Below are 12,548 nucleotides of genomic sequence, written 5' to 3'. Positions count from 1 at the left end.
TATATAAGGAGAATTATTGTGAGAAGAAGACGAAAAAAAGGTGCAGATGAAAAACTTTTAAGTTATACAAAATACGTTTTAAGAGACGATATAGAAAAAATAAAAGGCAAGTGGAGTTTAAAGTTTGGAAATGATAATCCCATACATGTAGAATTTGGTACTGGTAAAGGTAAATTTATAACAACTTTAGCCAAACAGAACCCTGACATAAATTATATTGCTATGGAACTTAAGGAAGAAGTTCTTTTAAAGGCTGTTGAAAAAGCTGATTCTTCTAATTTGAATAATATATTATTTTTATGGGGAGATGTAAGCAATATTTTAGATTACTTTGAAGCTAAAGAATTATCAAGAATTTATATAAATTTCTGTGACCCATGGCCTAAAAATAGATGGAGTAAGAGAAGACTAACTCATTCTGGATTTTTAGAAATGTACAATAAGGTTTTGGAAGATAATGGCGAAATTCACTTTAAAACAGATAATGAAAAATTATTCGAGTTTAGTTTAAATGAAATTGCTGCAAATAATTGGCTATTGAAGAATATTTCTCTTGATTTAGGAAATAGTGAGTATGAAAATAATGTTACAACAGAGTATGAAGACAAATTTATGTCACAAGGTATGCGAATATTTAGATGTGAAGCTAAAAAACGTAACTAGTAATATGTTTATAAGTTTAATAGTAGAAATTTATTTTAATTTATATTAATAAAGTGTACGAAAGTAGGCATATATAACAAGGAAACAGAACCCTCTCATAGAAATTAAATTACTATATAAAAAAATTTTATGTGGGAGGGTACTATGAATTTAGCTAATTTAATACCATTTCTTATTTCTGCGGCGGCTTTAAATCCAATAAGTTCAAATGATAATGTTCTAAATGACAACCAACTTAAAAATATTTTTCCTGATGCTAATCTAAGAGCAGTTGTAAAACGATATATAAACCCAGATGAGATGACTATAAGTAATATAAAAGCTTTGGATGGAGAATTTTATGCAACTGGTGAAAACATTTCAAATTTAAAAGGTATATCATATCTTGAAAATGTAGACAATTTTATTTTTTGGAACAATAATATAAAAGAAGTTCCTAAAGAAGCTTTAAGTCTAAAGGATATGGATTCAATCAATCTAGCAAATAATTATTTGGTTGATGATGGTGTAGTAAATTCTCTTTCTAATAATGGTGTGGATGTAAATTGTGATTTGAATTTTATCAATACAAAAGATAATCAATATAAACTGGACTCTAAATATCATAATGTTGATATAGCCAAAGGTGAAAATATTGATTTGAGAAAAATAATTACAAAGAAAATTGATAGCTATTATAAGTATTGGGAAGTTACTGATAGCCTTCCAAAGGATTTAGATTTTGTGGTATCTGTAAGTGATAAAAGTGTAGTTTCATATGAAGATATGATTGTTAAAGGAAATAAAACAGGTCAGGCTGTAGTAAAAGTTATACTAAGTGACAAAAATGATTTAAATACATCTCAAGAAGTTCTAATCACTATCAACGTAAAATAAATATATGTCCTTGCTCAATAATTTAATTTTCAATTTAAATGTATAATCAAAATAAAGGTTGCTGGTAACAGAGCACTATTATTAGCGCTTTGTTACTAGCAACCTTTAGATATCTATTAGAAATAGAATATCTAGAAAATACCATTTCTTCTGTTAGTAGCCCATATTCCTATTAATATTATTAATGAATATACGATATATAAAACTACTCTTATATACTGGACATCTAGTCCAAAAAATTCAATGTTACTTTGTGAGGTATGCAACATCACAAGGACTGCAGATATACCAATAAGCAAAGGATTGATTACTATTTGCTTATCAGTTCTTAAAATCATTATTTTACCCATCCAAATAATTGATAATATAAAAAATAAAATTTTAAGACCAAATTCTAATGTATCTACCAAAGCGAAAACATCCCTTCATTTATAATAAATTTTTCAGCTCAACAAAAATATAAAACCCTAAAATAATTTTTAAACCTATGATAAATCCATAATAAGATAAGTTAATTGAGTATCATAAAACTTTATCTACATTAATATATACTACACTATACTTCAAATTTCTTAAACATAAATTAATGAAATTAACAAAAATTTATTCATAAGCATATAAAGATATATTTCATTATTTAAATGCATATCATTATATATACAGTTTTAGGAGGCGAGGTATATGGAATCTAAATTTTTTAATTGGTACACTCAATCCTTAGGAGGAACTTTTGGCATTATATCGTGTATATGTGCTTACTTAAATGGATACATGTTTGTTTATACAAATAGTGCTAGCAAATACTTTGAGAGTATAGGCTTTTTAGGAATAATTTCAAGTTATATATTACTACCACTTTGTATGTTGACTTTGCTTTTTGGAATTATATATTCTTATACACCAGAAACATCTGATAAAAGTATTTTTAATATACCTTTTTTTACTTTAAATAAAAGATTAATATTTACTACAGTAGTTTTTGGCTTTATAGGTGCTAGAGTTTACTTTATAATTCCTGCAATTTTAATAACTTTTAACCTATATAGTAATATTTTAATAACTAAGTTAAAGTATATTCTATGTAAGAATAAAGAAAATGATACTAATTTGAAAGAAAGCGAAGTCTAAATTGCATAATATTGGTATTTGTCTTAAAAATCCCCGAGGTATTAATTTGTATTCCCTTGTATTTTGCAAAAAATATTGAATTTTATTCATTTTATACTTATAATCTATATTAATAATGGAAAATTAAAACAAATATAAGTTACTTGTTGTTAATCTAAAATTAAAATATATATTGATGTGTTGATTCTCTAGTCAGCACTTTTTCTTTTATAAATTTGTTTTTTGTGATATAATATTAGCACCAGGTAATAATACAAGGGGGTAACAACATGAACATCAATGAAATTAAGGAATTATTAAAGGTTATAGACTCAACTAACTTAGAATATGTAAAACTTGAAAGTAGCGATTTAAAATTGGAAGTATCTAAAAAAGCCCAAGCTTCAAGTTCACCTGTTTTAAGTGTACAACAAGAATCAGTAGTGGATCTTTCTTTAGAAAAGCCAGTTGTAAATGATATACCTGTAGCATCTAATGAGAATCTATCTGTAGTAGTAGCTCCTTTAATGGGAACATTCTATGATTCTCCAAGTCCAGATGCAGATAGCTTTGTCAAAGTTGGCGATATAGTTGAAGAAGGTGATACTTTATGTATATTAGAAGCAATGAAGCTTATGAATGAGATAACAAGTGAAATTAAAGGTGAAATAATTGAAGTATTAGTTGATAATGAAGAACTAGTAGAATATAATCAACCTTTATTTAAGATAAAACCATTGTAGTAGGAGGTATTTAAGTTGATAAAAAAAATACTAGTTGCAAATAGAGGCGATATAGCAGTTAGAATCATCAGAACATGTAAAGAACTAGGTATAAAGACTGTTGCTATCTATTCTGAAATAGATAAAGATTGTTTTCATAGATATATAGCTGATGAATCTATTTGTATAGGGCCAAACAATATAAGCAAGAGTTATAATAATATAGAAAATATAATATACCTTGCTCTTAAATTAAAGTGTGATGCTATTCATCCAGGTTTTGGCTTTTTATCAGAGAATCCTGAATTTGCAAAGCAATGTGAAGAGAATAATATTATTTTTATAGGTCCAACAAGAGAACAAATGATTTTGATGGGAGATAAATCTAGAGCAAGAGAAACTATGATGGAATTAAATATCCCTGTTGTTCCTGGTTCAGAATCTGTTTTAAAAACTAAAGAAGAAGCTTTAGAAGTTGCAAGAGAAATTGGCTATCCTGTTATGATAAAAGCCTCAAGTGGAGGCGGTGGAAAAGGTATGAGAATCGTTAAAAAAGAAGAAGAGCTTTTTTCAAATTTTGATATGGCAAGTTCAGAAGCTCTAGCAGCATTTTCTAATAGCGATTTATATATGGAAAAATTCATAGAAAATCCTAGACACATAGAAGTACAAGTATTTGGGGACAAACACTCAAATGCAATACATTTAGGTGATAGAGATTGTTCTATGCAAAGAAGGAATCAAAAAGTAATAGAAGAATCTTTAAGTCCATACCTTTCAGATGAAGAAAGACAAAAACTTCATAAAATCGCAGTAGATATAGTAAAAGGTGTAGGTTATATCGGTGCTGGTACTATTGAGTTTATAGTTGACAAAGATAAAAACTTTTATTTTATAGAGATGAATACAAGAATACAAGTTGAACATCCAGTTACAGAGATGGTAACAAATCTTGACCTTATAAAACTTCAAATATCTATAGCTAATGGGGAAGAAATTCCTTTTAAACAAGAAGATATTGCTTTTAGAGGTCATGCTATTGAGTGTAGAATAAATGCTGAAGATTCATCAAATAACTTTGCTCCATCACCAGGTAAGATAGAATCATTAAATTTACCTGGAGGTTTTGGCGTTAGATTTGATACTTTTGTATATGCAGGATATACTATACCACCTTTATATGATTCTATGATAGGTAAATTAATATGTTGGGCTGAGACTAGAGAAGAATGTATAAATAGAATGTATAGAGCTCTAGATGAAATTATTGTAGAAGGTATTAATACAAATGTAGAATTCCAAAAGGCACTTGTAACAAGTGGAGAGTTTAGAGAAGATACTCATCATACCAAATTTATAGAAGATGTCTTTATGAATAAAGAATTTGCTACATTATAAGGAGTAAATAGATTATGATAAAAAAATTTTTATCGTCAAAAGAATCTAAGTATGTTACGATTTCTTTAGATGACAACTTTAAAAAGAATAGTGTAGATGATAAATTTTGGACTTATTGCAAAGGTTGTGATAGTCATGTATTTAGAAAGGACATAGAAGAAAATTCATTTGTATGTCCAAAATGTTCAAGACATTATGGCTTAAGAGCAAGAAAAAGAATAAATTTATTGATTGATAAGGGAACTTTTATGGAATTTAATTCTGATGTAGAATTTCAAAATCCACTAAACTTTCCTAAATACAAAGAAAAAGTAGACTCTTATAAGGAAAAAACGAATGAGTCAGAAGCTGTTGTCACAGGTTATGGAAGATTAAACGGAATTAAAACAGTTATTTGTGTAATGAATCCTGATTTTATGATGGGAAGTATGGGTTCTATTGTTGGAGAAAAAATAACTTATTCAATAGAATATGCTGCCGAAAATAATTTACCTATAATTATTTGTTCTGCTTCAGGAGGAGCTAGAATGCAAGAAGGTATGGTATCTCTTATGCAGATGGCAAAAACTTCTCAAGCACTTTCTAAACTTGAAGAAAAATCATTACCATATATATCAGTTCTAACTGACCCTACTACTGGAGGAGTAACTGCTAGTTTTGCTATGCTTGGAGATATTATAATTTCTGAACCAAATACATTGATAGGTTTTGCAGGACCAAGAGTAATAGAACAAACAATAAATCAGAAACTTCCTGAAGGATTCCAAACTTCTGAGTTTTTACTTGAAAAAGGTTTTATTGACATGATAGTAGATAGAAGAAAAATGAAGGAAGTATTATATCAAATTCTTGCTATGCACAAGAAATAGGGCATGAAGGAGGAACTGTTTTGATTGAAAATAATAGCGAAAAAATAAAGGTTTTAGAAAATGATATTAAACAATTAATAACTATTTCTGAGGCAAATAATATAGATTTAAGCGATAAAATAAATTCACTTAATGATAAATTAGAAAAACTTAAAGAAGATGCATTTTCTCATTTATCACCATATGAGAAGGTAATGCTAAGTAGAGATATAAAAAGACCTACGACATTGGAATACATAGAACACATTTGTTCTAATTTTTTAGAGCTTCATGGAGATAGGCTTTTTAAAGATGACCCTTCTATAGTTGGAGGAATAGGTCAGATAGGAAGATTTAATGTTACTATAGTTGGCCATCAAAAAGGAAGAGATACAAAAGAAAATATAAAAAGAAATTTTGGAATGCCTCATCCAGAAGGATATAGAAAAGCATTAAGACTTATGAAACAAGCTGAGAAATTCAATAGACCAATAATAACGTTTATTGATACATCAGGAGCTTTTTGTGGTCTAGAGGCAGAAGAAAGAGGACAAGGAGAAGCTATTGCGAGAAACTTACTTGAAATGAGTAAACTTTCTGTCCCAGTAATCACTTTTGTAATTGGTGAAGGTGGTAGTGGAGGAGCTTTAGGTATTGGAGTAGGTAATGATGTTTGCATGTTAGAACATTCAGTTTATTCTGTAATTTCCCCTGAAGGTCTTTCTAGTATCCTATTTAAAGATTCTTCTAAAGCTAAAGAAGCTTGTAATGTTATGAAACTTACAAGTGATGATTTATATGATTTAAAAATAATAGATAAGATTATAAAAGAACCTCTTGGAGGAGCACAAAAAGATGTAGCAGCTGTTTCAAAGGAAATAAAAGCTTATATTTTAGAAAGATTAAATCATTATAAAGATATGAATAAAGAAGAAATTATGACTCAAAGATATACTAAATTTAGAAATATTGGAAAATGCTTATAGAATATAAAGAAATTTGTAGTTTTTTCATTATAAAATGGTTTTAAAAAATAAAGGTTTTCTTAAAACAATTATAGAAGTATATTTTTATAAAAGTATACTTTAAATGATGATTGTAATTAGTAAATGGCAATTATGATTTAGTACTTTAGGTAATGGATACTTTAACAAATTAACAAGGAGATGTTGAAATGGAAGTACTAAAAGTTTCATCAAAATCTAATCCTAATTCTGTAGCTGGAGCCTTGGCTGGAGTACTGAGAGAACGAGGTATTGCAGAAATACAAGCTATAGGAGCTGGAGCTCTAAATCAAGCTATAAAGTCAATTGCAATAGCAAGAGGCTTTGTTGCACCTAGTGGAATGGATTTAGTTTGCATTCCCGCATTTACTGATATAGAAATCGAAGGTGATAAGAAAACAGCCATTAAACTTATAATTGAGCCTAGATAATATATCTTTTTATTAGAATTTAATTAAGTTTTAAAGGTTGGCTATAGAAATAGGATACTATAGTGAACCTTTTTTACTTTATATGTTTTATTTTATATAATTTTTAATGTATAATCTTAAGTAGACAAATAAGTTTGGAGGAGATGTACATTATGAAATTAAAATTATTTGCAGAAGAGTATGCAGTATGTAGATTAAATAATGATAGTAAAATACCAACATGGATAGATAAAAAAAATTTTTACTCTATAACTAAAACTGAAGATGAATTAAGTATTGTATGTTCAAATAATAATATTCCTTCTGATGTTAAGTCAGAAAAAGAATGGAGAATACTTAAGATATTAGGACCTTTGGATTTTTCACTTATAGGAATTTTATCTAAGCTAAGTGGTTTGTTAGCAGAAAATAAAATAAGCATATTTGCAATTTCTACATATGATACAGATTATATTTTAATAAAAGAAAAAGATATAAAAAATGCTTGTAAAATTTTAAACTGTAATGGATATGAAGTAGAGTAGTTAAATACTTCTACATAAGGTTTTAATTTATGATTCATATAGTCGAAATTTTAAAAATAAGTATGATAAATATCTTTTGTTTTTTAGGAATATTTATTGTGTTTGGATTGATTTTTAGTATTACAGAAAATCTAAACAATAAATTTATATTTTCATCTTTTGGGAAAACTGGAATTATTGTAACTGGAGCTATAGGAACCTTTATTCATGAACTTAGTCATTTGGTAATGTGCTTGATTTTTATGCATAAAATAAATTCAGTTAAATTTTTCAGACCAATAGAAAGTAAAAATGATGGCATATTAGGATATGTAAGTCATAGTTATAAAAAAGATAATCTTTATCAAAGCATAGGAAATTTTTTTATAGGAATTGCACCTATTATAGGTGGAACAATAGTGATTATTTTACTTTTTAATATATTGTTGCCAGAGAGTTATATGAAAGTGACACAAAATATAGATTTAAAATTATATGTAAGTATGATTAATAATTTCAATATAAGTGGTTTTATACACATTATTTTAGATGATATTTTCAATTTTATAAAAGTAATGTTGTTAACACCTAGTATATATTCGTTGAAGTATTTTATATTTATGTTCTTGATGTATTCTATATCTACACATATGTCACTTAGTAGTGCCGATTTAAAAAATAGCTTAAATGGTTTGAGTTTTATAATCATAGTTATTTTTGTTATAAGTCTAATTACATACTTACTTGGACCTGATAACTTGAATATATCAAGTTTAATAGTCCAATATAATATATTTGTAAGTTTCTTTATGGCGATAGGGCTTATTTTTTCAATAATAACGCTCATAATATCTTATATTTTAAGTTTGGTTAGTCCGTTTAAAAATTAAAGATTAGTTGAATTTTAATTAAAGAGTTACATATTTTACTATCTATTTAGTTTAATTAGAAACATATAAAAATATTACATAAAAAAGATTTTAGTAGAGCATAAAATTTCTCAATATATTTATATAAATATATTGAGAAATAAAAAAAGAGTACTTAAATCTAACTAGTCTTTAAATGTGGATTTAGGGAATAATTAGTGGTAACTTTGATTAGAGCACTACTAATCTCTTAAAAATACAAAAAATGATTAAATTAAATATTTATACCAAATATAGATAATAAAAAATAATATAAAAGATTTATATTTTAACTTTAGGAGGTTTAATTTTGAATAATGATAAGAAAATTATAAAAGTACATAATAAATCAGATAAACCTGACAATATCGTCATCAAGGAAAATGAACTCATAGAAAAATGTCTACTTTTGGAAAATAAACTTCCTACATTTATGAAGGATTATTTTATATATTTAAAAGGCTCTGTCGCAGTTTCCACACGACTTGCTTATTTAGAAGATATAAATTTTTTCTGTTCCTATTTGATTGAAACCAAAGAATTAACAAGTGCAGATTGTATAAAAGATATTACAGAAGATGATTTTAATACAATAAAATCAAGGGATATAAATTTATTCTTAGGTGATTATTGTAGTAGATATTATAAAAATACAGAAAAAAATACATTAATTTTTGAAAATAATAATAGAGCTTTGGCAAGAAAAAAATCATCCATCTCTACTCTATTTAAATTCTTATACAGGAACTCTCAAATAGATAATAATATAACTGATGGGTTTAATCCAATAAAACTTCCAAAACCTCAACCAGATGCTATTAAGCGTCTTGAAATAGATGAAGTTGCTAAAATGTTGGAATCAGTGGAAACTGGTGAAGGTCTTACAGAAAAAGAAAAGGTGTATTGGAGAAAAACTAAACTACGTGATAAAGCTATTTTGGCTTTGTTTGTTACATATGGGCTTAGATTAAATGAGCTTAGAGAACTTAATATATCATCTTTTAATTTTTCAAGAGGAGAATTTAAAATATATAGAAAACGTGGAAAAGAAGTTTTAATGCCCATAAATCATACTTGTGAACATGTAATAAAAGACTATTTGCAAAATGAAAGAACAAGAGATGATTTATTAAATGATGAGGAAAAAGATGCTTTATTCTTATCACTCCAAAATAAGAGACTTACAGCAAAAGCTATAAGAACACTAGTAAAAAAATATACATCTATTCCACTAGATACGACTAGAGATAATGGATATAGCCCTCATAAATTAAGAGCAACTGCTGCGACTTCTCTAATACAAACAGGTTTTTCTATATACGATGTTCAAAATTTACTTGACCATGACAATGTCACAACTACTCAGCTTTATGCAGCTCATAAAAAGAATGTAAAACGTGATATAGTTAAGAATTTTGAATGGATTGAGGATGATTAAAATCAGGAACAAATGTTTGCAGATATAAATGGATTATGTTATAATTAAAAATATAAAGCGTATGGAAATAAAAACAAAATATGTTTAGAAATGAGTGATGTTATGTATTTAGATCTAACTGAAAAGCAAGTCTTGATATTGGAATTTATAAAGTCTCAAATCATATTAAAAGGTTATCCACCTGCTGTAAGAGAAATATGTACTGCTGTAGGGTTAAGATCTACTTCAACTGTACACTCTCATCTAAATAAACTTGAAAAACTGGGATACATAAGAAAAGACCCTACTAAACCAAGAGCTATTGAAGTTTTAGAACGCAGTAAAGTAAATGATGTTTCTGGAGCTAATCAAGAAATAATAGAACTTCCTTTAGTAGGTCAAATAACAGCTGGAGAACCCATTTTAGCTCAACAAAACATAGAGGAATATATTCCATTCCCTGCCAGTTTAGTAAAGGGCAGCAATAATTTTGTATTAAGAGTAAAAGGCGAAAGTATGATTAATGCAGGAATTTTAGATGAAGATTACGTTGTAGTAGACAAAAAAAATACAGCCTTGAATTCTCAGATAGTAGTTGCACTTATAAATGGTGAATCTGCTACGGTTAAGAGATTTTTTAAAGAAGGAAATTTGATAAGACTTCAGCCAGAAAATGATTTTATGGAACCAATTATGCTTAATGACTCAGAAGTTGAAATTGTAGGTATTGTAACTGGTGTATTTAGAGTTATAAAATAGCTATTAAAGAATACTCAAAAAAATAAGCTATTCGTATAGATAAAATATGTTATCTATTGATTATAGCTTATTTTTTTATGCATTTAGTTTATTATTTGCTATCTATACTTTTTATTATTTTCCATAACATATATCACAGGGGTCATTCTTCTTACTTTCTGCAATTGTACCTGATAATATTTTTTTACTTCTTGAAAGTCCACTACAGTTTTTTGTAGAGTGATAACTCTTCCCTTTTGGAGTAAAATACACTATTTCTGATGTATTTGATAAATTTTGTTCTTTATTTAAAGATTCGTCTTTTGTTGTATTATTATTTGATTTTTCATAATTTCCATCTTCTCTAACACCCTTTTTATAGCTTCCATCTTTACAACTTGTAAATACTCCATCACCTGTGGATTCAAATATTATATCTGAACACTCATCACTTCTATGTACCTTTACTCCCATTTTTTCTAATTTATTCATTGTTTCTTGATGTGGATGTCCATATGAATTACCTTTCCCTACTAAAAGAACTGCATATTCAGGTGCTACTTTATCTAAAAACGCTTGAGATGAACTACTGCGAGAACCATGATGAGCCACTTTTAAAAGGTCTACTTTTCCTAGCTTTGGTAATATCTCTTTTTCTGTACTTTCTTCAGCATCACCTGTAAATAAAGCTTTATCCTTACCATTAGTATATACAAGAACTAGAGATTGTTCATTAGTGGTATCTCCACCATTTGTATTTAAAACTTCAAAGTAAGAATCTTCTAGATAAAACTTCTTATTTTCAAGTGGCACGCTTGGAGATAAATCCTTATTTGCCAAAGCATTTATAAAATCTCTATAGCTTTTCGTTTCTGCTGAACCATTAGATACAAAAACATTTTCTATATTAAAGTTTTTGACAACAGAATCAAGTCCACCTAAATGATCTGCATGAGAATGGGTAGCTATAAGATACTTAATATCTTTTACACCTTGATTATTAAGATAGTCTACCATTAAATTTTCATCATCATTATCTCCACCATCTATCAATGTAAAAGTTTTGCCATCTTGAATTAATATAGCATCACTATTTCCAGTGTTGATAAAATGAATTTTTACATTTTTATCACTTGATATACTACTAGATAAGGAATCTTGGTTATTTGATTGATTGTTGCCATTATCTGATGTATCACAACCAGTCAAATAAATTGATATAGATATTATCAGTAAAAATACTAAAGCTTTGACTTTAGAATTTTTTTTATTATTTATATTTCTTTCTGTCACAAACTACTCCTCCATTTTACAATAAGTTGATAATTACTTTGTTTACTCTCTTAAGACCTCCTTTATTGTATAAATTTTCATCTATCATTTCTATATTTTATAATTCTCTATACAAATTGTCAAAATAAAATTACATTAGACTATATATAAAGACAAAAAACGCATCTCTAAATAAAATCATATCTTATGTGCAATTCAAACAAGTCGCAATTGATTTTTTTGCTTAATTAGTATGGAAATAAATAAAAAAGGTATAAAGAGCTACTCTCTTTATACCTTATGGAATACATTTTAGAAATATAAAAAGCTATAACTGCTACAATTGAAAACAGGTATAGCTTTTATGTACACTTCTCTGACAATCATAACACTATATGCGTTTTTATGATATTTTTTTACATAATATTCTAAATGGCAACTTTTAAAACATAACATGAACAATTGACACCTTATAAGTTTTATATTATATAAAATGAAATATTTTACATCAGTAGTACCCAGTTATGCATTTTAAACGCCCATTTACGTTTAATATATTGCAAATTTTTTCCAAAAACTATAATATGTTAAGTATCAACAAAAATAAATAAACTTTTTCCTTAAAGAAGGCCTAAAGCTCACACCAACTGCCTTCTTTTTT

Annotated in this window: 14 protein-coding genes; 12 read left to right on the top strand and 2 right to left on the bottom strand. The window is 27.3% G+C overall.

The window, feature by feature from the left end; translation table 11 throughout:
- Nucleotides 1-18: 18 nt before the first annotated feature.
- Together trmB and ACTG44_RS10160 are read left to right on the top strand one after the other, a co-directional pair.
- A complete protein-coding gene (gene trmB / locus ACTG44_RS10165; protein WP_021384740.1) occupies nucleotides 19-663 on the top strand; it encodes a tRNA (guanosine(46)-N7)-methyltransferase TrmB in 645 nt (214 codons plus the stop codon).
- A 144-nt stretch (nucleotides 664-807) separates the two neighbouring features.
- On the top strand, nucleotides 808-1,539 hold the full coding sequence (locus ACTG44_RS10160; protein ID WP_479920261.1) for a hypothetical protein: 732 nt from the start codon (nucleotides 808-810) through the stop codon (nucleotides 1,537-1,539).
- Nucleotides 1,540-1,670: 131 nt separating this feature from the next.
- On the opposite strand, the gene ACTG44_RS10155 is transcribed toward ACTG44_RS10160, so the two are convergent.
- Nucleotides 1,671-1,949, bottom strand: a complete 279-nt coding sequence (locus ACTG44_RS10155) for a hypothetical protein (RefSeq protein WP_021384709.1) — start codon at nucleotides 1,947-1,949, stop codon at nucleotides 1,671-1,673.
- Nucleotides 1,950-2,220: 271 nt separating this feature from the next.
- Here ACTG44_RS10155 and ACTG44_RS10150 point away from each other — a divergent pair, with 271 nt between their 5' ends.
- The 10 genes from ACTG44_RS10150 (at nucleotide 2,221) to lexA (ending at nucleotide 10,636) form a co-directional block, all read left to right on the top strand.
- Nucleotides 2,221-2,667, top strand: a complete 447-nt coding sequence (locus ACTG44_RS10150; RefSeq protein ID WP_021384732.1) for a hypothetical protein — start codon at nucleotides 2,221-2,223, stop codon at nucleotides 2,665-2,667.
- Nucleotides 2,668-2,936: 269 nt separating this feature from the next.
- On the top strand, nucleotides 2,937-3,389 hold the full coding sequence (gene accB / locus ACTG44_RS10145; RefSeq protein WP_021384752.1) for an acetyl-CoA carboxylase biotin carboxyl carrier protein: 453 nt from the start codon (nucleotides 2,937-2,939) through the stop codon (nucleotides 3,387-3,389).
- A 15-nt stretch (nucleotides 3,390-3,404) separates the two neighbouring features.
- The gene (gene accC / locus ACTG44_RS10140; RefSeq protein ID WP_479921673.1) at nucleotides 3,405-4,766 is read left to right on the top strand and encodes an acetyl-CoA carboxylase biotin carboxylase subunit; all 1,362 of its coding nucleotides are present in this window, start codon (nucleotides 3,405-3,407) and stop codon (nucleotides 4,764-4,766) included.
- A 14-nt stretch (nucleotides 4,767-4,780) separates the two neighbouring features.
- Nucleotides 4,781-5,635, top strand: a complete 855-nt coding sequence (gene accD, locus ACTG44_RS10135) for an acetyl-CoA carboxylase, carboxyltransferase subunit beta (protein WP_021384748.1) — start codon at nucleotides 4,781-4,783, stop codon at nucleotides 5,633-5,635.
- A gap of 20 nt (nucleotides 5,636-5,655) precedes the next feature.
- A complete protein-coding gene (locus ACTG44_RS10130; RefSeq protein ID WP_479918748.1) occupies nucleotides 5,656-6,600 on the top strand; it encodes an acetyl-CoA carboxylase carboxyltransferase subunit alpha in 945 nt (314 codons plus the stop codon).
- 188 nt (nucleotides 6,601-6,788) lie between these two features.
- Nucleotides 6,789-7,049, top strand: coding sequence for a stage V sporulation protein S (locus tag ACTG44_RS10125; protein WP_003424039.1), 261 nt, complete (start codon nucleotides 6,789-6,791; stop codon nucleotides 7,047-7,049).
- Nucleotides 7,050-7,201: 152 nt separating this feature from the next.
- Nucleotides 7,202-7,573, top strand: a complete 372-nt coding sequence (locus ACTG44_RS10120; protein ID WP_479921672.1) for an ACT domain-containing protein — start codon at nucleotides 7,202-7,204, stop codon at nucleotides 7,571-7,573.
- 29 nt (nucleotides 7,574-7,602) lie between these two features.
- Nucleotides 7,603-8,442 (top strand): hypothetical protein, encoded by an 840-nt coding sequence (locus ACTG44_RS10115; RefSeq protein WP_021384750.1) that lies wholly within the window; start codon nucleotides 7,603-7,605, stop codon nucleotides 8,440-8,442.
- Nucleotides 8,443-8,770: 328 nt separating this feature from the next.
- The gene (locus tag ACTG44_RS10110; RefSeq protein WP_479918745.1) at nucleotides 8,771-9,898 is read left to right on the top strand and encodes a tyrosine-type recombinase/integrase; all 1,128 of its coding nucleotides are present in this window, start codon (nucleotides 8,771-8,773) and stop codon (nucleotides 9,896-9,898) included.
- A gap of 102 nt (nucleotides 9,899-10,000) precedes the next feature.
- Nucleotides 10,001-10,636: a transcriptional repressor LexA gene (lexA, locus tag ACTG44_RS10105; RefSeq protein ID WP_009897067.1), complete on the top strand. Its 636-nt coding sequence runs from the start codon at nucleotides 10,001-10,003 to the stop codon at nucleotides 10,634-10,636.
- Between the two features lie 114 nt (nucleotides 10,637-10,750).
- On the opposite strand, the gene ACTG44_RS10100 is transcribed toward lexA, so the two are convergent.
- Nucleotides 10,751-11,908, bottom strand: coding sequence for a ComEC/Rec2 family competence protein (locus ACTG44_RS10100; RefSeq protein WP_479921671.1), 1,158 nt, complete (start codon nucleotides 11,906-11,908; stop codon nucleotides 10,751-10,753).
- Nucleotides 11,909-12,548: the final 640 nt, after the last annotated feature.

The organism is Clostridioides sp. LIBA-2809 (assembly GCF_056688965.1).
Note: the sequence above shows the minus strand (reverse complement) of the source record. Positions and strands in the feature narration are given on the sequence as shown.